Annotated in this window: 17 protein-coding genes; 11 read left to right on the top strand and 6 right to left on the bottom strand. The window is 71.5% G+C overall.

Annotated features, from left to right (window positions below):
• The first annotated feature begins 154 nt into the window (after positions 1-154).
• Positions 155-1,204, top strand: coding sequence for a LacI family DNA-binding transcriptional regulator (locus ACWD4J_RS09440; protein WP_451394738.1), 1,050 nt, complete (start codon positions 155-157; stop codon positions 1,202-1,204).
• Between the two features lie 10 nt (positions 1,205-1,214).
• Here ACWD4J_RS09440 and ACWD4J_RS09445 read toward each other — a convergent pair whose 3' ends face one another.
• A complete protein-coding gene (locus tag ACWD4J_RS09445) occupies positions 1,215-2,789 on the bottom strand; it encodes a PucR family transcriptional regulator (protein ID WP_451394739.1) in 1,575 nt (524 codons plus the stop codon).
• Between the two features lie 104 nt (positions 2,790-2,893).
• On the opposite strand from ACWD4J_RS09445, the gene ACWD4J_RS09450 reads away from it, so the two are divergent.
• From ACWD4J_RS09450 to ACWD4J_RS09475, 6 genes are all read left to right on the top strand, one after another.
• Positions 2,894-3,727, top strand: coding sequence for a chorismate synthase (locus ACWD4J_RS09450; RefSeq protein ID WP_451394740.1), 834 nt, complete (start codon positions 2,894-2,896; stop codon positions 3,725-3,727).
• Positions 3,724-4,833: an o-succinylbenzoate synthase gene (gene menC, locus ACWD4J_RS09455; RefSeq protein ID WP_451394741.1), complete on the top strand. Its 1,110-nt coding sequence runs from the start codon at positions 3,724-3,726 to the stop codon at positions 4,831-4,833. Before ACWD4J_RS09450 ends, menC begins: the two co-directional genes overlap by 4 nt.
• 141 nt (positions 4,834-4,974) lie before the next feature.
• The gene (locus ACWD4J_RS09460) at positions 4,975-5,895 is read left to right on the top strand and encodes an ABC transporter substrate-binding protein (protein ID WP_451394742.1); all 921 of its coding nucleotides are present in this window, start codon (positions 4,975-4,977) and stop codon (positions 5,893-5,895) included.
• The gene (locus tag ACWD4J_RS09465; protein WP_451394743.1) at positions 5,892-6,704 is read left to right on the top strand and encodes an amino acid ABC transporter permease; all 813 of its coding nucleotides are present in this window, start codon (positions 5,892-5,894) and stop codon (positions 6,702-6,704) included. The genes ACWD4J_RS09460 and ACWD4J_RS09465 overlap by 4 nt, the downstream gene beginning before the upstream one ends.
• Positions 6,701-7,462 (top strand): amino acid ABC transporter ATP-binding protein, encoded by a 762-nt coding sequence (locus ACWD4J_RS09470; RefSeq protein WP_451394744.1) that lies wholly within the window; start codon positions 6,701-6,703, stop codon positions 7,460-7,462. The genes ACWD4J_RS09465 and ACWD4J_RS09470 overlap by 4 nt, the downstream gene beginning before the upstream one ends.
• A gap of 171 nt (positions 7,463-7,633) precedes the next feature.
• Positions 7,634-8,434, top strand: a complete 801-nt coding sequence (locus ACWD4J_RS09475) for a sugar phosphate isomerase/epimerase family protein (RefSeq protein ID WP_451394745.1) — start codon at positions 7,634-7,636, stop codon at positions 8,432-8,434.
• Between the two features lie 25 nt (positions 8,435-8,459).
• On the opposite strand, the gene ACWD4J_RS09480 is transcribed toward ACWD4J_RS09475, so the two are convergent.
• Positions 8,460-9,725, bottom strand: a complete 1,266-nt coding sequence (locus ACWD4J_RS09480) for a hypothetical protein (RefSeq protein WP_451394746.1) — start codon at positions 9,723-9,725, stop codon at positions 8,460-8,462.
• An 86-nt stretch (positions 9,726-9,811) separates the two neighbouring features.
• On the opposite strand from ACWD4J_RS09480, the gene ACWD4J_RS09485 reads away from it, so the two are divergent.
• On the top strand, positions 9,812-10,306 hold the full coding sequence (locus ACWD4J_RS09485; RefSeq protein ID WP_451394747.1) for a MarR family winged helix-turn-helix transcriptional regulator: 495 nt from the start codon (positions 9,812-9,814) through the stop codon (positions 10,304-10,306).
• A 62-nt stretch (positions 10,307-10,368) separates the two neighbouring features.
• Here ACWD4J_RS09485 and ACWD4J_RS09490 read toward each other — a convergent pair whose 3' ends face one another.
• Positions 10,369-11,298: an EamA family transporter gene (locus ACWD4J_RS09490; protein ID WP_451394748.1), complete on the bottom strand. Its 930-nt coding sequence runs from the start codon at positions 11,296-11,298 to the stop codon at positions 10,369-10,371.
• Between the two features lie 109 nt (positions 11,299-11,407).
• Here ACWD4J_RS09490 and ACWD4J_RS09495 point away from each other — a divergent pair, with 109 nt between their 5' ends.
• The 3 genes from ACWD4J_RS09495 (at position 11,408) to ACWD4J_RS09505 (ending at position 15,312) form a co-directional block, all read left to right on the top strand.
• Positions 11,408-12,325, top strand: coding sequence for a LysR family transcriptional regulator (locus ACWD4J_RS09495; protein ID WP_451394749.1), 918 nt, complete (start codon positions 11,408-11,410; stop codon positions 12,323-12,325).
• A 465-nt stretch (positions 12,326-12,790) separates the two neighbouring features.
• Positions 12,791-14,548 carry a glycoside hydrolase family 3 protein gene (locus ACWD4J_RS09500; RefSeq protein WP_451394970.1) on the top strand — a complete coding sequence of 586 codons (1,758 nt, stop codon included), beginning with the start codon at positions 12,791-12,793 and terminating at the stop codon, positions 14,546-14,548.
• Positions 14,549-14,679: 131 nt separating this feature from the next.
• The gene (locus ACWD4J_RS09505) at positions 14,680-15,312 is read left to right on the top strand and encodes a hypothetical protein (protein ID WP_451394750.1); all 633 of its coding nucleotides are present in this window, start codon (positions 14,680-14,682) and stop codon (positions 15,310-15,312) included.
• Positions 15,313-15,398: 86 nt separating this feature from the next.
• Here the strand turns inward: ACWD4J_RS09505 and ACWD4J_RS09510 are convergent, their stop codons facing one another.
• From ACWD4J_RS09510 to ACWD4J_RS09520, 3 genes are all read right to left on the bottom strand, one after another.
• Positions 15,399-16,811 carry an aminopeptidase gene (locus tag ACWD4J_RS09510; RefSeq protein ID WP_451394751.1) on the bottom strand — a complete coding sequence of 471 codons (1,413 nt, stop codon included), beginning with the start codon at positions 16,809-16,811 and terminating at the stop codon, positions 15,399-15,401.
• A gap of 129 nt (positions 16,812-16,940) precedes the next feature.
• Entirely contained in the window at positions 16,941-17,348 is a 408-nt protein-coding gene (locus ACWD4J_RS09515; RefSeq protein WP_451394752.1) for a hypothetical protein, read from the bottom strand.
• A 186-nt stretch (positions 17,349-17,534) separates the two neighbouring features.
• On the bottom strand, positions 17,535-21,296 hold the full coding sequence (locus tag ACWD4J_RS09520) for an ABC transporter ATP-binding protein (RefSeq protein ID WP_451394971.1): 3,762 nt from the start codon (positions 21,294-21,296) through the stop codon (positions 17,535-17,537).
• Positions 21,297-21,319: the final 23 nt, after the last annotated feature.

Genomic DNA, 21,319 nt, shown 5'->3' on the forward strand with positions numbered 1-21,319 from the left:
GTGCGCCCTGTCCGCGCACGTCGAGCATCTTTAGCAAGCGCTTTCTATACGGTAAGAAGCTAGCCTCTGCACTGCGGCTCGGACAAGTACCTCGGACAAGTACCGGAGAGCGACCAGTGCACATGGGCTCGGACAAGCACCGGAGGACGACCAGATGACTGTGACCCTCGCTGACGTGGCGGCACGCGCGCAGGTCTCGCCCGCCACCGTCTCCCGCGTGCTCAACGGCAACTACCCGGTCGCCGCGAAGACGCGGGAGCGGGTGCTGCGCGCGGTCGACGAGCTCGACTACGTCCTCAACGGCCCCGCGAGTTCGCTGGCCGCGGCCACGTCCGACCTGGTCGGCATCCTGGTCAACGACATCGCCGACCCGTTCTTCGGGATCATGGCGGGCGCGGTCCAGTCGGAGATCGGGGGCCAGCCGGACGGGCGGGCCGGGGGCGAGCGGCTGGCCGTCGTGTGCAACACGGGGGGCTCGCCGGAGCGGGAGATCACCTATCTGACGCTGCTGCAGCGGCAGCGGGCGGCCGCCGTGGTCCTCACCGGTGGCGCGGTCGAGGACGCGGCGCACGGCGAGGCGGTGTCCGCGAAGCTGCGGAGGCTCGCGGACGCGGGCACGCGCGTGGTGCTCTGCGGGCGGCCGCCGGTCCCGGGCACCGACGCGGTCGCGATCACCTTCGACAACCGCGGCGGCGGACAGCGGCTCACCGAGCATCTGATCGCGCTCGGGCACCGCCGTATCGCCTACATCGCGGGACCCGAGGAGCGCACCACCACCCGGCACCGGCTGGAGGGCCACCGCGACGCGCTGGCCGCGCACGGCATCGAGGACGACCCCCGGCTCACCGTCCACGGGCCGTACGACCGCCGCTCCGGGTACGACGCGACGCTCGAACTCCTGCGCCGCGACCGCTCGTTCACCGCCGTCGTGGCCGCCAACGACACGGTCGCCCTCGGCGCCTGCGCCGCCCTGCGCGACGAGGGCCTGCGCATCCCGGACGACGTGTCGGTGGCGGGCTTCGACGACCTGCCGTTCGCCGTCGACGCGGTGCCGGCCCTGACGACGGTACGGCTGCCGCTGGCCGCGGCGGGGGCGCGGGCGGGGCGGATCGCCATGGGGCGGGAGACTCCGCCGCCGGGCGGGATCGCGACGGTGCAGGGGGAGTTGATGGTGCGGGGGTCGACGGGGGCACCGCGTCGCTGACCTCTACCTCTTACGAGCCCTCCGATCCCTCCGAGCCTTCCGACAGCCGCAGCTGCAGCCACAGCACCAACCGGGTGTCCGGATCGGAGAGCTTCAGGTGGAAGAGGGACTCGGCGCGAGAGAGGCGGTAGCGGCAGGTGTTGGGGTGGACGTTGAGGGCCCGGGCGGCGCTGGAGATGTCGCTGTCGGCGGCGAAGTACGCGAGCAGGGTCTCGGCGTAGGCGGTGCGGTGGGCGGTGTCGTGGGCGCGGATCGCGGGGCCGGCGCCCTCGGCGAGGCGGGGTATCAGGTGGGCCTGCTCGGTGAGTTCGGCGAGGGTGACCGTGGGGCGTACGTCCTCGATGGCGGCCACGGCGGTGCCGGCGGGGGCGAGGGTGCGCAGCACGGTGTCGGCGTCGCGGCGGGATGCTGGGGCGGCGCGCAGTGATGGGGCCACCGAGCCGAGGGCGGCGCGGACGGGCAGGTGCAGCGCGCGGTGGGCGCGGCGGGCGACGTCGGCCACGAAGTCGCGGTGGGCGTCGGCGGGCAGCAGCGCGTAGACGGTGCCGTCGATGAGGGCGCAGCCGTGGTGGCTGTAGTGGGCCTCGCAGTGCAGGCTGACCAGGTCGGTGAGCTGGAGCGCGGCCCGTGCGGTGAGGGCGTCGTCGGGCTCGGCCGCGGTGAGGTGGAAGGCGGCCACCACGGCCGGGGCGTCGACCGGCAGTCCGAGTTGCGGGCCGACGAGGGGTGCGCTGGCCGGGTCGTCCAGGAGGCGGCGCAGCAGATCACCGCGCTGCCGGCGGACCAGGTCGTGGGACGTACGGGCGCGCAGCAGATGCAGGGCGGCGATGCGGGCGGCGTCGTCGAGCGTGCGTACGGCGTCCTCGCCCAGGTCGTCGTGCGGGTCGACCACCCAGATGGAGCCCAGCAGTTCGCTGCCCGCGCGGACCGCCACCGCGAGCCGGGCGAGACCGCCGGGGCTGGCCGGAAACCGCAGGACGTCGGTGGCGCGGGCGAGTTCGCGGTACTGGGGCACGTTGATGGGCGCGTACGGGACGTGCAGACCGAGGATGCCCTGGCGGCGCTCCTCGTCGATCTCCTGACCACGCAGCGTCGAGTAGGCGAGGATCCGCTGGTACGGGTCCTCGATCGCGGTGGCTCCCCCGACGGCCGCGGCGATGGCGTTGGCCAGCGAGAACAGGTCGCCGATGTCGGGCCCTGCGGTGCCCTGGCCGGTGCCCGCGACGGCGGCCAGGGCCGAGGTGACCAGGGCGTCGAGCTGCTGCCAGGCCAGGTCGTCGTCGGCGGTCAGCAGGGCCACTTCGGCCTTCTCGGCGGCCAGTGCCAGCTCGGCGACCGGCTCCCCGTACTGCTTGACGACGATCCCGGCGAGCCCGGCCGCAGCGACGGCGTCGATCAACTGCCGGGCCTCGGACGGCGGGACGCCGACGGCGAGCAGCAGGGCGCCGTCCCGGCGGGGCAGCGGGCCGCGCGGTTCGTGGACCAGGGTTCCGGAGACCTGGTCCGCCGCGCCGCGCGGGGCCGTCACCAGCCGGACGGGCGACGGGCCCAGCGCGTCGCAGAGGTGCCGCAGGGACGAAGGCATGGCCGGGATGCTAGATCGAATTTGGCCGTTCTCCCAGTCCCTGATTCGTGACCTTGGGAGATCGGCCGAAGCGGTACGACGGGTGCGTCCCCAAGGCTTGGGGGGTGTTCACCACCACCCCGTCATTCGATTCCGCGACCCGGCAGGCCGAGGCCGCCGCCGGGGCCGCGGGTGTCCGGATCGAGACCGTCGAGTCCCCCGAGCGGCTGCTGGCCGTGTCCGGCCTGTTCGCCGAGGTCTGGGGGACCGATCCCGGACACGAGCCGTTCGCCGGTGATGTGTTGCGCTCCCTGGCCCATGCGGGCGGCGCGGTGCACGCCGCCTTCGGGCCGGCGGGCCTGGTCGGCGCGAGTGCCGCCGTGTTCGGCCCGCCGCGTACGGGAGACCTCTACAGCCTGATCGCGGGCGCCACCCGGATCAGCCAGGGTGTCGGATACGCGCTGAAGCTGGCCCAGCGCGCCTGGGCGCTGGAGCAGGGCGCACGGACGATCACCTGGACGTTCGACCCGCTGGTCCGCCGCAACGCCTGGTTCAACCTGGTCAAGCTGGGTGCGGTGGCCGCCGAGTACACCGTGGACTTCTACGGCCCGATGGACGACGACTTCAACGCGGGCGACGAGACCGACCGGCTGACCGCCGTCTGGCGGCTGGAGAGCGTCGGCACCGCCGAGGCGCCGGTGGCCGCCCGGCCGGAGCCCGACCCCGTGCCCGGCCCGGACGGGCAGCCGTTCACCGCCCGCGACGGCCGCTCGCTGTGGTGCCGGGTCCCCGAGGACATCACGGCGATCCGCCGTGAGCGGCCCGAACTGGCCCTGGCCTGGCGCACGGCGGTACGGGACGTGCTCGCGGACGCGCTGGCCGACGGCTTCACCGCCACGTCGATGACCCGCGACGGCTGGTACCACCTGACCCGCTCCGACCGCGAGGAAACCCCGTGAAGATCGACCGCATCGAACTGATCCACGTCCGGTTGCCGCTGGTCGGCGCGTTCCGTACCTCCTTCGGTACCGACACCGTCCGGGACACCTTCCTGCTGCGCGTCGTCACCGGCACCGGCGAGGGCTGGGCGGAGTTCGCGGGCGACCCCGATCCGCTGTACTGCCCGGAGTTCGCGGCCGGTGCCGAACTGGCGCTGCGCGACCACCTGATCCCCCGGGTCGCGGCGCTGCGCGAGGTCACCGCCGCCGAGGTCGGACCGGCCGTCGAGGAGATCAAGGGCCATCCGCTGGCCAAGGCCGTGCTGGAGACCGCGATTCTCGATGCCGAACTCCGCTCGTACGGAATGTCGTTCGGCACGTATCTCGGCGCCGTGAAAGACCGGGTGCCTGCCGGTGTCTCCGTCGGGATCATGGACACGATCCCCGAGCTGCTGCGTGCCGTCGAGGGCTATCTCGCCGAGGGCTATGTGCGGATCAAGCTGAAGATCGAGCCGGGCTGGGACGTGGAGGCCGTCCGCGCGGTGCGCGCCGAGTTCGGCGACGACGTGCTGCTCCAGGTGGACGCGAACACCGCCTACGCGCTCACTGACGCCGAGCATCTGCGCCGCCTGGACGAGTTCGGTCTCGTCCTGATCGAACAGCCGCTGGCCGAGGACGACCTGATGGGCCACGCCGAGCTGGCCAAGGTCGTCCGCACCCCCATCTGCCTGGACGAGTCGATCACCTCGGCGCGGGGCGCCGCCGCCGCGCTCGCGCTGGGCGCCTGCCGCGTGATCAACATCAAGCCGGCGCGGGTCGGCGGCTATCTGGAGGCCCGCCGTATCCACGATGTCGCCGTCGCGCACGGCGTGCCGGTCTGGTGCGGCGGAATGCTGGAGACCGGCGTCGGCCGCTCGGCCAACCTCGCGCTCGCCGCGCTGCCCGGCTTCGTGCTGCCCGGCGACACCTCGGCCTCCTCCCGCTACTACGCGGAGGACCTCACCGCCCCGTACGTCCTGGACGACGGCCATCTGACCGTCCCCGACGGACCCGGAACCGGCGCGACCGTGCTGCCGCACGCCCTGCGCCGCGTCACCGTCGCCCGGCGCGATCTGCTCACGTCCTGAAAGCCGCCCGCACCGCGGCTCGTCAGCCGCCCGCCGCACCGCCCCACCCCCGAGAAACGGCCTGCGCCGCGTCAATGTCGCCCGGCGCGTCCCTCCTCACGCCCTCAGACACGCCCTGAACGCCTGAAAAGAGAAGAGGACATGACTTCCCAGCCCGGTTTTCAGCCCGGAAAGCTCCTCATCACGGCCCTGACGGCCGCGGTCGTCGCCGCGTCGGCCACCGCCTGCGGCGGCTCCGCGGACTCCGACGAGACCGCCGCGAACGCCAAGGCGGACTCCTCCGCCCCGCTCTACGACGAACTGCCGCAGCAGCAGCGCAAGGCCGGCAAGATCGTGGTCGGCTCGGACATCAGTTACGCGCCGATGGAGTACTACGACACCGACGGCAAGACCGTCCTCGGCTTCGACAAGGAGCTCGCCGACGCCCTGAGCAAGCAGCTCGGCGTCCCCTTCGAGTTCAAGAACGCCTCCTTCGACGGTCTGATCACCTCGCTGAAGTCCCAGCGGATCGACGTGGTGATGTCCGGGATGTCGGACACCAAGGAGCGCCAGGGCAGCGTCGACTTCGTCGACTACTACACCGCCGGCGCGATGCTCCTGGTCGAGAAGGGCAACCCCGAGCACCTGAAGACGCTGGCCGACCTGTGCGGCAGGACCATCGCCGTGCAGCGCGCCACCACCCAGGAGGGATACGCCGAGGAGCAGAGCAAGACCTGCGTCAAGGGCGGCAAGAAGAAGATCGAGATCCTCTCCTTCGACCGCGAGACCGAGGCGCTGCTGCAGGTCAAGCAGGGCCGCGCGGTGGCCGGTCTGGAGGACTACCCGGTCGCCTCCTACAACGCCCGTACGTCCGGCGGCGGCAAGGACTTCGAGGTGGCCGGCGACCAGATCGAGGCCGGACCGCTCGGTATCGCGGTCGCCAAGAAGGACACCGCGCTGCGCGATGTCGTCCAGAAGGCACTCGACGCGATCATCGGTGACGGCTCGTACAAGAAGCTGATCGACAAGTGGGACATCCCCGCGGGCGCGGTCACCGAGGCCAAGGTCAACTCGGGCACATGAGCGAGCAGATCAGGGCGGTCCCGGTCCGCCACTACGGACGGTTGGTGTTCCTGGTCGCGCTGGTCGCCTTCCTCGCTCTGGCGGTGGGGGCGTTCGCGGGTGCGGACATCGACTACTCGGTCACCTTCCACTTCCTCACCGCCTCCACGGTGCTGAGCGGCCTGGGCAACACCGTCGTCATCAGTGTGCTCGCCCAGGCCCTCGGCATCGCGCTGGGCGTGGTCTTCGCGATCCTCGGGCGGTCCCGGCACCGCGAGGTACGCGCGTTCTCGGCCGGCTACGTCTGGCTGTTCCGCGGCACACCCGTCATCGTCCAGCTGCTGCTCTGGTACAACCTCTCGCTGGTCGTCGACACCGTGACGCTACCCGGCCTCGGCAGCTGGCAGACCAACCAGCTGATCACCCCGTTCGTCGCGGCCCTGCTCGGCCTCGGCATCAACGAGGGCGCCTACATGGCCGAGATCGTCCGGGCCGGCATCGACTCGGTCGACAAGGGCCAGACCGAGGCCGCCCAGGCCCTCGGCATGTCCCGGCTGCTCACCCTGCGCCGGGTCGTCCTGCCGCAGGCCATGCGGGTCATCGTGCCGCCGACCGGCAACGAGTTCGTCGGCATGCTCAAGACCAGCTCGCTGGCGTACGCGATCCAGTACGGCGAACTGCTCCAGTCCGCCGTGAAGATCTACTCCAACAACCTCATGATCGTCGAGCTGCTGCTGACCGTCTCGATCTGGTACGTGGTGCTGACCACCGTCGCCACGGTGCTCCAACGGTTCCTGGAGCGGCGTTACTCCAAGGGGGTGCAGCGATGACACCGGCCGTCAGGGCGCGCGGGGTCCGGAAGAGCTACGGCGACACCGAGGTGCTGTCCGGGATCGATCTGGACGTCGAGCCCGGCGCGGTGGCCTGCGTCATCGGGCCGTCCGGCTCGGGCAAGTCCACCTTCCTGCGCTGCGTCAACCACCTGGAGAAGATCGACGCCGGCCGCCTCGAGGTCGACGGCCGGCTGGTCGGCTACCGCGAACAGGGCGGCAGGCTCTACGAGTTGCGCGAGAAAGAGGTGGCCGCACAGCGCCGCGACATCGGCATGGTCTTCCAGCGTTTCAACCTGTTCCCGCACATGACCGCGCTGGAGAACATCATGGAGGCCCCCTGCCGGGTCCGCCGTGAGCCCAAGGCCGTGGTCCGCGAACGGGCACTCGCCCTGCTCGACCGGGTGGGCCTCGGCACCCGCGGCGACGCCTACCCCGCCCAGCTGTCCGGCGGGCAGCAGCAACGGGTGGCGATCGCCCGCGCCCTCGCCATGGAGCCCAAGCTGATGCTGTTCGACGAGCCGACGTCCGCGCTCGACCCCGAACTCGTCGGCGAGGTCCTGGACGTGATGCGGGACCTCGCGACCTCCGGCATGACGATGCTCGTGGTCACCCACGAGATCGGCTTCGCCCGTGAGGTCGGCGACACGCTCGTCTTCCTGGACGGCGGCACGATCATCGAGTCCGGAGCGCCCCGGGAGGTCCTGGCGAACCCATCGCACGAACGCACCCGGGCGTTCTTGTCCAAGGTGCTCTGACGCGTCCGGTTCGCGTGGACGCCGCAGCACGAGCGGACAGCCGGCTCTGCACGAGGACGCCGGGTGACGGGTAGGGTCCGGGGGGCCGCCCTTTCCGGGCGTGCTCACGGACCCGGCCAAGGCATGCGCGTCGTGGCGCACGCCCGGCCCGCCCCAGCGAGGTGAACAGCTGTGAAACTGGCCTTCTCCACCCTCGGCGTGCCGGGGCTCCCCATCGCCGAGGTGGTGCGGCTCGCCGCCGAGAACGGCTACCACGGCGTCGAACTGCGCGCCCACGAGGAGGAGCCGGTCCACCCGGGCATCGGCCTCACCGAACGGGCCGACGTCGCCGCGGAGTTCAAGGCGGCCGGCGTCCAGATCCTGGGAATCGCGGGGTACGCGCGCGTGGCGGCCCCCGGCGAGGACGAGCCGGTGCTCGCGGAGATCCGCGGCCTCCTGGAACTCGCCCGGGACCTCGGCGCTCCCTTCATCCGCGTCTTCCCCGGCGGCGGCACCGAGCAGACCGCCGATGAGGCCGACGAGACGGCCGCCCGCCGGCTGGGCACCGCCGTGGAGTGGGCCGGCGACCTCGGCGTACGCATCCTCCTCGAGACCCACGACTCGCACCGCACGGGCGCCGCCGCCACCCGTGTCCTCGGCCTGGTGGGCCATCGCCGCCTGGGCGCCCTGTGGGACGTGATGCACACGTGGCTCGGCGGTGAACAGCCCTCCGAGACATACGCCGCGCTGGCGCCGTATCTCGGCTATGTCCAGGTCAAGGACATCGCCTCCGCCGAGGACACGACCCCACTGCCGCTCGGCGCGGGCGTCCTGCCGCTCACCGAGTTGGTGGACGTCCTCAGCCGGAACAACTGGGACGGCTGGCTGTGCTGGGAGTACGAGAAGCGCTGGTACGAGGCGGCGGCGCCGCTGCCCGGCCTGCTGGGGCCGGGCAGGACACACCTCGCGCGCCTGCTGAACGAGTCGGCGTGACCGGCTCGCAGGGCACACCCCGGACCTAGGCGGGGGTGTTCTCCTCGAGTTCCTCCTCCAGCTTCGGATCACTGTGGTCCGGATCACCGTGGTAGTACGCGTGGCTCCACCCGGTCGCGGCGGCGGCCTGCGGGGAGAGCCGCTGCACGCCGGACGGGTGTGCGGCCCGCTGGGATGCGGGCACCGACGAGGGCGCGGGCGCGGCGGGCGGTACGGAGCCGTCCGCACGCGCGGGCTCTGCTGCGGCGGTCCGGGGAGCCGCCGCGGCGGACCGCCTGCCCCGCCGTTCGAAGGCATAGGCGGCGCCGAGAAGCACCGCTCCGACCACGGCCCAGAGCGCGAGCCGCAGGACGTACCCCCCGACGTCGAGGCCGTCGAAGTACACGATGTTCCGTGCCGCTTCGAGGAACCCGGCTCCGTTCCAGAAGGCGTGCAGGGCGCCGAAGAACCCCGGCTGGAGCGCCGGTTCGAAGATTCCGCCGCACGAGGTGAAGTTCAGCGCCACGAACATGATCGTCATGCTGAGCGTCGTCCAGCGCTTGAAGAACGTGTGCAGGCCGGTCCCGACCCAGACGATGCCCAGGGAGTACAGCCAGGACAGCGCCCAGACGGCGGCGAGGTCGTGGTCGACGAAGCCGAAGACGGGGCCTGCGAAGAGCAGCCCGAGGATGCTCACGACGAACGAGGTTCCGACTCCGATGAGTGCCCGGATCCCGGTGGCGAGGACCGCCCCCGCACCGCCGATGACGGCCACCGAGGCATAGGAGCCGATGCTGACGGCGACGAGCAGGAAGAACAGCGCCTGACCGGTCGGGTCGTTCTCGCCCAGCGGGACGACGTCGGTGACCTTCAGGGGCCGGCTCTCCTGCGCGGCGACCTGCGTGAAGACCTTCTGCACGACGGTGGCCGTGGTCTCGGAGCCCCCCTCGGCGATCAGCAGCTCCGGATGCCTGGCGCTCGGGACGAATGCACCGGACACCTCGCGGTGCTGCAGCCGGGAGACGGCGGCGTCGCGCGAGGCGACCGTGCGGATGTCGAGCGCGTCACCGGCCCGGTCCTGCAGCGTCTGCGCCATGACCTGGACCTTCGTCCCCGATCCGACGATGTCCACGTGGACCCCGTGCGGCTGGGGGTTGGCGAGGCCCCCGAGGTACGCCAGGCCCATGCCGACGCACATCAGGAGCGGGACGAGCAGGTGGCTGACGACGTGGCGCAGCGCGCCCGGAGGTATTCCCTGTTTCGGGAGCGCGGGGCCGTCGTGGGCGGCCGGGGCCTGGCCTGAAGCTGACATCGCGGTGCGTTCCTCCCCAGATTTAGATGGGTCATACAACTAAATTCTGTTGTACCATACAACTAGATGGTTGCGAGAGGGGTGCCGTGAGCGACGTGGGCGCGGAGAACAGCGAGGAGAACCTCGCCCGGGAGAAGGCCAGTCAGGCGATCGCGCGAGAGGTGATCGCACTCACCCGGCGGGCGCGCGCCGCAGCCGCCCAGCTGCACCCGGAGCTCTCCCTGGTGACGCACACGATCCTGACGCACGTGAGCGACCAGCAAGGCTGCAACGCGACCGATCTCGCGGCGCACTACATGCTCGACAAGTCCACGGTCAGCAGACAGGTCTCGGCCCTGCTGGGAATGGGCCTGCTCGCGCGCCGGCCGGACCCCCGCGACCACCGTGCGCAGATCCTCGAGGTGACCGAGGCCGGGTACAGCGCCCTGGCGGCGGCAGCTCGCAGCCGCCAGGCGATGTTCGACAACCGCCTGGGCGACTGGAACACGGGTGACCTGGTGCGCTTCGCCGCCTATCTGGAGCGGTACAACCGGACGCTCCCCGGCGGCGGCAGGCCGGCAGCGGGCGACACCGTCGCCTGAGTGCGGCGACGCCTCCGCTCAGGCGAACGCCGCGCTCCGGACACCGCACCCATGAGGTGCCGTTACTCGGCCAGTACCGGCGACTTCGCCGTGGGCTCGGCCCCCGCCGGACGATCCGCCTTCGCCTGGCGGCTCCCCCTGGCCCCGGCAAGCGACGTCAGCGCCACCCCGCCCACCAGCAGCGCCGCCGCGCACCACCGCAGCGGGCTCACCGGCTCCCCCATGAACAGCGCCGCCGCCGACATCCCGAAGACGGGGACGAGGAGCGAGAAGGGCGCGACCGTGGACGCGGGGTGGCGGCGCAGCAGCCACCCCCAGGCGCCGAAGCCGAAGACCGTGGTGATCCAGGCGACGTAGACGATGATGCCCGCGCCCTGCCAGTCGAGGGAGCGCAGCGCGTCGAGATCCGCGGACGGTCCCTCGGTCAGCAGGGACAGCAGGAGCAGCGGCAGCACAGGGACCGTGCTGACCCACACCATGAAGTTGAGCGAGTCCGGCGGGGAGGCCTTGCGGGTCAGGACGTTGGAGACGCCCCAGCAGGCGGCGGCCGCGATGACCAGTGCGAAGGCGAGGAGCGGCCCGGACGTGCCCTCGTCCACCGCGGCGACCGCGACGCCGCCGAGGGCCACCACCATGCCCGCCACCCGGACGCGGCCGGGCCGCTCGCCCAGCGCCACCATGGCGAACAGCGCCGTGAACACGGCCTGGATCTGCAGCACAAGCGACGACAGGCCGGCCGGCATGCCCGCGTCCATGCCGACGAAGAGCAGCCCGAACTTCGCCACGCCGAGCACGAGGCCGACCGCCACGATCCACTTCCACGCGACCTTGGGCCGGCCGACGAAGAAGACCGCGGGCAGCGCCGCCACCAGGAAGCGCAGGGCCGAGAAGAGCAGCGGCGGGAAGTGGTCGAGGCCGACCTCGATGACGGTGAAGTTGACGCCCCAGACGGCGGCGACGAGGACGGCGAGGCAGATGTGTACGGGACGCATGCCGTGAGCTTCGCCGGTCACAACCATGAAGCACCAGCGCGGATTTCTTCATGGTTGGATGAAGCATCGCTTACGCAACTGCCTGCCTGAGCTGACGCGAGGGGTCCCCATGCTCGATCTCCAACGGCTGCGCGCCCTGCACGCCGTCTCCGTCCACGGCACCGTCGGCGCGGCGGCGGCCGCCCTCGGCTACACCCCGTCAGCGGTGTCGCAGCAGCTGGCGAAGCTGGAGCGGGAGACCCGGACGGTCCTGCTCGAACGGCATGGGCGCGGGGTCCGGCTCACCGACGAGGCGTACCGGCTCGTCGACACTGCCCAGGAGTTGCTGGCGATCGTCGAGCGCGCCGAGACGGAGTTGGAGGAGCGGCGCGGACTGCCCGCCGGGCGGCTGACCGTGGCCGCGTTCGCCTCGGCGGCGCGCGGCCTGCTCCCCCGCGTACTGGCCGACCTGGCCGTACGCCATCCGGCGCTGGACGCCCGGCTGACCGAGGTCGACCCGCATCTCTCCGTCGACCTGGTGGCCAAGGGCGCCGTCGACGTGGCAGTCGCGCACGACTGGGACATCGCGCCGCTGCCCGCCCCGCCAGGCGTCGAACAGGCCGTCATCGGCGAGGACCTGTGCGACCTGCTCGTACCGGTCGGACATCCCCTGGCAGGACGGGAGTCCGTACGCCGCGAGGATCTGAAGCGGGAGCGGTGGGTCTGCCAGCCGCCGGGGCGGGTCTGTCACGACTGGCTGGTGCGCACGCTGCGCGCGGCCGGTTGCGAGCCGGACATCGCGCACCAGGCGGAGGAGAATCCGACGCTGGTCGCGCTCGTCGCGGCCGGGCTCGGCATCGCGTTGCTGCCCCGCCTTGGGCGCGGTCCGCTGCCCGACGGTGTCGTCGAGGTGCGCCTCGACCCCATGCCCGTACGGCGGTTGTACGCGCTGTGGCGGACGGGGGCGGCGCGGCGGCCCGCGATCGCGGAGACCGTTCGGACCCTGCAGGCCCACTGGCCTCAGGTCTCGGCACACGCGCCTCGGTGAGCGCCGGCGCACCAACTTCGCGGAATCTCCGCAATTCAGGGAACCCGTGCCCATGCAGCCGCGTCAAAGCGGCATGCTGACGGATGAGTCTCCGCAGGGCGGTGTCGGCCTCGCTGCTGGCTGCGAACGCTGACCACCCTCTCCACCGCCTGCGGCCGGCAGCACGCCGTCACCGGCGCGCCCCCCTCCAATGCGCCGGTGACGGCCCCTCATGACGGGCCTGCCCGCTCCCTGTTGCGCCGTCCCCACCATGCGCGTTCCCGCCACGGCCCTCGCACACACCCTTGACTGGAAGAAATTGTCAGGATATCCGTGGCGTCGCGGAAGTTTCCTTCATCGCCTTTCTTCACCACGCCCCTCCATGGATCCCCGGGATCTCCTCCGGAAGGAGCGCACGTGCAGTACAGACACTCCGGAACCTCCAGACGCACTCTCCTCGCGGCCACCGCGGGCGCGGCCGCGGCGATGGCCGCGGGCGCCGGCACGGCACACGCGGACGCCGCCACGGACAGCGGCCAGGACGACAGGCTCAAGGGGCTCATCTCCCGTATGAGCCTCGAGGAGAAGGTCGGCCAGCTCTTCGTGATGCGGGTGTACGGCCACTCCGCGACCGAACCCGACCAGGCCGACATCGACGCCAACCTCAAGGAGATCGGGGTCGGGACGGCCGCCGAGCTCATCGCCAAGTACCGCGTGGGCGGCATCATCTACTTCGCCTGGGCCCACAACACCCGTGATCCGCACCAGATCGCGGACCTGTCCAACGGCATCCAGCAGGCCGGACTCTCGCAACCGAACGGGCTTCCCCTTCTCATCTCCACCGACCAGGAACACGGCATCGTCGCGCGCGTGGGCAAGCCCGCGACGCTGTTCCCGGGCGCGATGGCGCTCGGCGCCGGGGGCTCGCGGTCCGACGCGCGCCGGGCCGCGCAGATCGCCGGAGCCGAGCTGCGGGCGATGGGAATCCGGCAGAACTACGCGCCCGTCGCCGACGTGAACGTCAACCCGGCCAACCCCGTCATCGGCGTACGCTCCTTCGGCGCAGACCCCGACGCCGTGGCCGGACTGGTCGCCGCGCAGGTCAAGGGCTACCAGAGCGCGGACATCGCCGCGACGTCCAAGCACTTCCCCGGGCACGGCGACACGGCGACCGACAGCCACTACGGCTTCCCGGTCATCGAGCACACCACGGAGCAGTGGGGCCGGCTGGACGCGCCCCCGTTCCGGGCGGCGATAGCGGCCGGCATCGACTCGGTCATGACCGCGCACATCATGGTCCCGGCGCTCGACCCGGCCGGCGACCCGGCCACCCTCTCGCACCCCATCCTCACGGGCATCCTGCGCGAACAGCTCGGCTACGACGGTGTGGTGGTGACGGACTCGCTCGGCATGGCGGGCGTACGCCAGAAGTACGGCGACGACCGCGTCCCCGTCCTCGCCCTCAGGGCGGGCGTCGACCAGCTGCTGAACCCGCCGAGCCTCGACATCGCCTGGAACGCGGTACTGAACGCGGTCAAGAGCGGGGAGCTGACGGAGACGCGCCTCGACGAGTCGATCCTGCGCATCCTCCGGCTCAAGGCGAAGCTGGGGCTCTTCAAGGACCCGTACGTCTCCCATGACGGCGTCGACCGGACCGTGGGCACCGACGCGCATCTCGCGGCGGCGGACCGCATCGCCGAGGAGACGACGACGCTGCTCGTCAACGAGCAGGGCCTGCTGCCACTGTCACGCCTCACCCACAAGAACGTGCTGGTCGTGGGCGCGGACCCGGCCTCCCCGTCCGGCACGACCGGCCCGCCGACAACCGTGCTGGCGGGTGCGCTCACGGAGTCGGGCTTCTCCGCCACCGCCCTGTCCACCGGTACGGCACCCACCCAGGCGAAGATCGACGAGGCGGTGGCGGCGGCCCGGGGCAAGGACGCGGTGGTCGTCGGCACGTACAACGTCACGGCCGGCAGCTCGCAGCGCACCCTCGTCGACGCGCTGGTCGCAACGGGCGTACCGGTCGTCGCGGTGGCGATCCGCAACCCGTACGACGTGGCGCAGCTGCCCGGCGTCGGCGCGTGTCTCGCCGCGTACTCCTGGACGGACGTGGAACTGCGCGCCGCGGTACGGGTGATCGCGGGCCGCGCACAACCGGAGGGCAGGCTGCCGGTTCCGGTGCAGCGGGCGGACGACCCGTCGCAGGTGCTGTATCCGATCGGCTACGGACTGTCGTACTAGCTGCGCACTCCGGCGTACGCGAGGTACGCCGGACACCCGGCGCACCACCCCCAAGAGACGCAAATCCCCTGCACATCTGGCGTGTGCCCGTTCCGGCAGGTCACGCTTGATGGATCTATGGGGGGTTGGTCATGCTCAACGCGCGGACCGCGGGGGTGGTGTGCGCGCTGCTGGTCGCCGCAGCGGCGCTCACGGGGTGTCAGAAGTCCCCGCCATCGGGGGCGGGTTCGGAGGACGGCAGGCTCGGCGGGCAACCGTCGCCGACCCGGCCCTCGGGGTACGGCGCGGTGTTCCTCGCCCTCGACGAGTGCAGTTCGCGGGGGCGCGAGACGTTCACCGAGGTGTCGTGCACCAGCGAGAAGGCGGCGGCACGGGTCATCGCGCGCTACGACGGCGGCGTGTCGGAGGGGCCGTCGTGCCCCGAGCGCACCGACTTCGTGCTGCACATCAGCGAGAGCAGTCCGGCCCTGGACGAGGACGGCGACGGGGCGGTGCCGCAGGGGTACGCGTGCATGCGCAACCTCGAGGCGCCGCACCCCGGGGATCCCGGGGGCGGCGGGGGGCCGCGCACGATCGTCGGGGACTGCGTGTACTCGGCGGGGCGCGGGGAGGTTCGCGAGACGTCGTGCGACGGCAAGGGCAAGAAGGCCCCCGAGTACCGGGTGACGAAGGCGGTCACGTCCCGCCCCAAGTGCCCGTCGTCGACGGCCCTGTACGTCGAACTGGGCGGCACGCTGCCGGTGGGCTGCGCGGTCCGCGTCTGACGCCGCCACCTCTGCGGGCGGCTCCGCCGCTCCGCTGTGGGCAGGCGTTCCGCTGGGGCGGAACGCCTGCCCACAAACAGGGCAGCCTACGGCCGCAGTGCCGGCTCTCGCCGGAGCTGCTGCCGGTCCAGCTTCGCGTCATACGCGGCCAGCGGCTTCGCCTCGGCCGAAGCCGCGGCCGAAACCCCCGCCCACGCAAGAATCCGCGCCGTCGCAAGGTCGCGATCGGCCTCCGCCAGACCCGCGACCCGCGCACCATGGTTGGCCCCCGGCGCCGTGAACACGTACGAGTCCCGCGCCCCCTTCCCGAGCCGGAAGCGCTCGGCACCCCACGGATCGTTCTCGCCGTAGACGAACAGCATCTGCCGCGCGTCGTGCCGCACCCAGCTGTCCACGTCCCGCATCACCCACGGCTGGAACGTCATCGGAATGGACCGCGGCACGAAGTTCCGCGGCGGCTGGTACCCGTACCGGGAGAGACCGCCCAGCCAGGGCTGCTGGATGGTGGGCGCGCCGAGCTGGGTGCCCGCCTGGTAGTAGTACGGCGTGTAGGGCTCGAGCCCCTGGTCGGAGTAGAAGGACCAGCCGGAGATCGCGTCGACGTAGTCGAAGATCTCCTGGTCGGTCGCGGTCGACGCGTCGGGCACGTCTGCGCACTCGTCCTCGAGGTGGTACTGCCAGAAGCCCCACACCAGGTCGAGCACGACCGCCTCGTACGCCTTGTCGAGCGAGCCGACGGTTGTGAACGTGTAGCCGTTGTCCTCGGCGTACGCGGCGTACTTCTTCTCCAGCGGCTCACGCCGTACCAGCGCCTCGCGCTGCACCGCGTTCAGCCTGTCGCGGCACTCCTTGGTGCCGACCTTGTCGAAGAACGCGTCGTACGCCGAGTCCTCGTTGTTCACCACGTCGTTGGGCGCGACGTACGCGACGACGCCGTCCATGTCGTGCGGATAGAACCGCTCGTAGTACGTGGCGGTCATACCGCCCTTCGAGCCGCCGGTGGCGAGCCAGTTCTTGCCGTAGACGGGCTTCAGCGCCTCGAAGACGCGGTGCTGGTCGCTCGCGGCCTGCCAGATGTCGAGTGCGGACCAGTCGGCCGGGTCGGGCCGGGAGGGCGTGAAGAAGCGGTACTCCAACGACACCTGGTTGCCGTCGACGATGCGCGTCGGCTCGGAACGGCTTGGCGTGGTGGAGACGTTGTAGCCCGATGTGGAGAAGACGGTCGGGCGGCTGGCGTCCTTGTGCAGCACCGTGATGCGCTGCTCGAAGGTGCCCTTGGACGGGTGCCGGTGGTCGACCGGCTGGGTGTAGTCGAGGACGAAGTAGCGGTAGCCGTCGTAGGGCTTCTCCTCGATCAGGCTCATGCCGGGTATGGCCAGAAGCCGGTCCTTGATGTCGGTGTCGGCGGCCGCCGGTTCTGCGGCGGTGGCCGCACCGGCCGCGCTCAGGGTGCCGATCAGCACCACGAGCGACAGCAGCCAGCTGACTGCTTTGCGCATGCACCCTCCCCTGATGGAACACAGATGCGCCGGAACCTAGCGGAGCAACTGACCTGACACCAGGGGAAGTTGAGGCGAGCGGGAAATGAGAGGGAGATCCCTCGGCAGAGATCCGCCAGCAGCGATCCCTCAGCAGAGGATCCAGCCCGAGCTCACCGAGCCCGGACCCACGGCTCCCTTGATCCATACACAGCGGTGGCCCGCGTGCACCGTGACCGGGCCCGCGTGATGGCTGTAGCTCCCGCTGTCCCGCACCGGACGGCTGCCGCGCGCCTGCACGCTGACGGACATCTGCGTGCGCGTGCCGGAACGTTTAGGCATGGTCACCGCGCAGATGTAGCCACGGCTCTTGTAGACACGTACTTCACCGGTGGAGAACGGGAGCGTACGGACCTTGCGGCCGGGACAGAGGGAGGAGGCTGCTGCGGCGGTGCCGCTGCCAGGCCCCGCGAGGAGTAGCAGCGCCACCGTCGTCAGAAGGGCCGTACCGAGCACGCTGCGGCGCCGGAGGCCCCGGCGTATCGCACCAATGTCCACTGCAGCCCCTCTTGTCGCACCAGTATCACCGTACTGGTGAACGGGACGCGCCACGCCGGGCCCGTGGTTGCATGCACACCGTGGAACGGACGAACCAGGGGCATCCCCCAGTGCCTCAAGGGCCTGGGAGGTGGCCTTGAGGATCCGGGAGGTGCCCCAGTCGTCACGGGCCGTGCCGGCCTCCCGTCACGGAGCCGTGCCGACCTCCACGGTCTCCTCCGGCTCCCCGATGAAGGTCCGCCACAGCGCCGCGTACCGCCCCCCGCGTGCGAGGAGTTCGTCGTGGGTGCCCTCCTCCGCGACCCGGCCGTCGGCCATCACCACGACGCGGTCCGCGCGGGCCGCCGTGGTGAGCCGGTGCGCGACGACGAGTGTGGTGCGCTTGCCGGCGAGCCGGTCGGTCGCCTGGTTGACCTGGGCCTCGGTGGCCAGGTCGAGGGATGCCGTGGCCTCGTCGAGGAGCAGGATGTCCGGGTCGACGAGCTCGGCGCGGGCCAGCGCGATCAACTGGCGCTGCCCGGCGGAGAGATTGCGGCCGCGCTCCGCGACCTCGTGCAGATAGCCGCCGTCGAGCCTGGCGATCATGTCGTGCGCGCCGACGGCACGGGCCGCCGCCTCCACCTCGGCGTCCGTGGCCTCGGGACGGCCGTAGGCGATGGCATCGCGGACGGTGCCGGAGAAGAGGTACGCCTCCTGCGGGACGACACCCAGGCGGTGGCGGTAGCTGGTCAGGTCCAGGGCGCGCAGGTCGGTGCCGTCCGCCGTCACGCGGCCGTCCGTCGGGTCGTAGAACCGCGCGACGAGCTTGACGAGCGTCGACTTGCCGGCGCCCGTCTCGCCGACGAAGGCGACGGTCTGCCCGGCCGGGATGTGCAGTGTGACACCGCTGAGAGCCTCTTCGACGTCTCCGTTCTCGTCGGCTTCCCCGTACGCGAAGGTCACGTCCTCGAAGGCGATCTCGCCGCGCAGCGACAGCACGTCGAGCGGCTCGGCGGCGGCCTTCGTGGACGTCGGCTCCTGGAGCAGCTCCTGGATGCGGCCGAGCGAGACAGTGGCCTGCTGGTAACCGTCGAAGACCTGCGACAGCTGCTGCACGGGCGCGAAGAACAGGTCGATGTAGAGGAGGTACGCGACCAGGGCGCCGGTCGTGAGCGTGCCGGCGTCGACGCGTCCCGCGCCCACGATCAGCACGGCGGCCGCGGCGACGGACGACAGCATCTGCACGAAGGGGAAGTAGACGGAGATCAGCCACTGGCCGCGGATCCGGGCCTGGCGGTAGCTGTCGCTGCGCTCCGCGAACCGCCGCCCACTGGGCCGCTCGCGCCTGAACGCCTGCACGATCCGCAGCCCGGACACCGTCTCCTGCAGGTCGGCGTTGACCACCGACACGCGCTCACGGGCGAGTTCGTACGCCTTCACGCTCTGCTTGCGGAAGAAGTACGTGCCGACGATCAGCGGCGGCAGCGTCGCGAAGACCACGAGTGCGAGCTGGAAGTCGATCACCAGCAGCGCGGCCATGATGCCGAAGAAGGTGACGACGGAGACGAACGCGGTGACCAGGCCCGTCTGCAGGAACGTGGACAGCGCGTCCACGTCCGTGGTCATGCGGGTCATGATGCGGCCGGTCAGCTCGCGTTCGTAGTAGTCGAGTCCGAGCCGCTGCAGTTGCGCGAAGATCTTCAGGCGGAGCGAGTACAGGACGCGTTCGCCGGTCCGTCCGGTCATGCGCGTCTCACCGATCTGCGCGGCCCACTGGACGAGCACGGCGACCAGGCCGAGACCGGCCGCCGCCCACACCGCACCGAGCGCCATCCGCGTGACGCCCTCGTCGATGCCGTGCCGGATCAGCACCGGCAGCAGCAGTCCCATGCCCGCGTCGACGGCGACCAGGAGGAGTGAGAACAGCAGGGGCCTGCCGAAGCCGCGCAGCAGCCTGCGCAGTCCGTACGACTCCTCGGCGGTGACCGCGCGGGCCTCGTCGATGCCGGGCGTCTCGTCGGCGGGGGGCAGTGCCTCGACCTGGGCGAGGAGTTCGGGCGTGGCGGGCGTTCCGGACAGGGATGTGTCCTTGGGCTCGCGGTCGCCGGTCCACAGGCGCGGGGTGATGCCACGCTCGGCGTCGAACTCGGCGTCGAGCTCCGCGCGGAGGGAACGGTCCTCCTCGGGCTCGGCTGCCGGGGGCTGGTGGCCGGGCGAGACCCCGCCCATCTCGTCGGGGTCGGTGAGCAGCCGCCGGTAGAGGGCCGAGCGCTCCTGCAGCTCCTCGTGCGTGCCGATGTCGGCGAGCCGTCCGCCGTCGAGCACCGCGATGCGGTCGGCGAGGCCGAGGGTCGAGCGGCGGTGGGCGATGAGCAGGGTCGTCCGGCCCTCCATCACCTGGGCCAGCGCCTCGTGGATCTCGTGCTCCACGCGCGCGTCGACCGCGGAGGTGGCGTCGTCGAGGACGAGGAGGCGCGGGTCGCTGAGGATGGCGCGGGCGAGCGCGACGCGCTGGCGCTGGCCGCCGGAGAGGGTGAGCCCGTGCTCGCCGACCGTCGTGTCGTAGCCGTCGGGGAGCTCGGAGACGAACCGGTCGGCCTGGGCGGCGCGGGCGGCCGCCTCGATCTCCTCCTGGGTGGCGTCCGGCTTTCCGTACGCGATGTTGGCGCGCACGGTGTCGGAGAAGAGGAAGCTGTCCTCCGGTACGAGTCCGATGGCCGCGCGCAGCGAGTCCAGGGTCAGTTCGCGCACGTCGCGGCCGCCGATGAGGACGGCGCCGTGCGTCACGTCGTAGAAGCGCGGCAGCAGCAGCGAGACGGTGGACTTGCCGGAGCCGGACGCGCCGACGACGGCGACGGTCTCACCGGGCCGGATCTCGAACGACAGCCCTTCGAGGACGGGCCGGCCGTCCGCGTACGCGAAGGACACGTCGTCGAACTCGACGGTCGCGGGGGCGTCCGCGGGCAGCTCCGTGGTGCCGTCCTTGAGGCTCGGCTCGGTGTCGATGAGTTCGAGGACGCGCTCCACGCCCGCGCGTGCCTGCTGGCCGACGGTAAGCACCACGGCGAGCATCCGGACCGGGCCGACGAGCTGCGCGAGATAGCTGGAGAAGGCCACGAACGTACCGAGCGTGACCTGCCCGCGCACCGCCAGCCAGCCGCCGAGCGCCAGCATCGCGACCTGCCCGAGGGCCGGGACGGCCTGCAGGGCCGGGGTGTATCTGGCGTTGAGCCGGATGGTGCGCAGCCGCCCCGCGAACAGCCGCCGGCTCACCTCGCGGAGCTTCCCGGTCTCCTGCTCCTCCTGCCCGAAGCCCTTGACGACGCGCACACCCGACACGGCCCCGTCGACGACGCCCGCGACGGCCGCTGCCTGCGCCTGCGCGTACCAGGTGGCGGGGTGCAGCCGGGAGCGGCTGCGCCGGGCGATGTACCAGAGGGCGGGGGCGACGGCGAGCGCGACGAGGGTGAGCGGCAGCGACAGCCACGCCATGATCACCAGGGAGATCAGGAAGAGCAGGACGTTGCCGATGGTCATCGGCAACATGAAGAGCAGGCTCTGGATGAGCTGGAGATCGCTGGTGGCCCGCCCGACGACCTGCCCGGTGGACAGTTCGTCCTGCCGCCGCCCGTCGAGTCCGGTGATCGTCCCGTACATCTCGGTACGCAGGTCGTGCTGCACGTCGAGCGCGAGACGGCCGCCGTAGTAGCGGCGCACATAGGTGAAGACGTAGACGAGGACGGCGGCGCCGATCAGCGCGCCGGCCCAGACGGCCATGGACCGCGTCTTGTCCTCGATCACGTCGTCGATGATCACCTTGATGATCAGCGGCACGAGCGCCATGACGCCCATACCGGCGAGCGACGAGCCGAGCGCGAGCACGACGTCCTTCGGGTACCGCCACGCGTACCCCGCAAGCCGCCGCGCCCAGCCGGGCTCCTCCCCCTGCCCGACCGCACCCTTCTGCACTGCCACGCCGGCGCCTCCCGTTC

It is taken from the genome of Streptomyces sp. NPDC002577 (assembly GCF_053594815.1).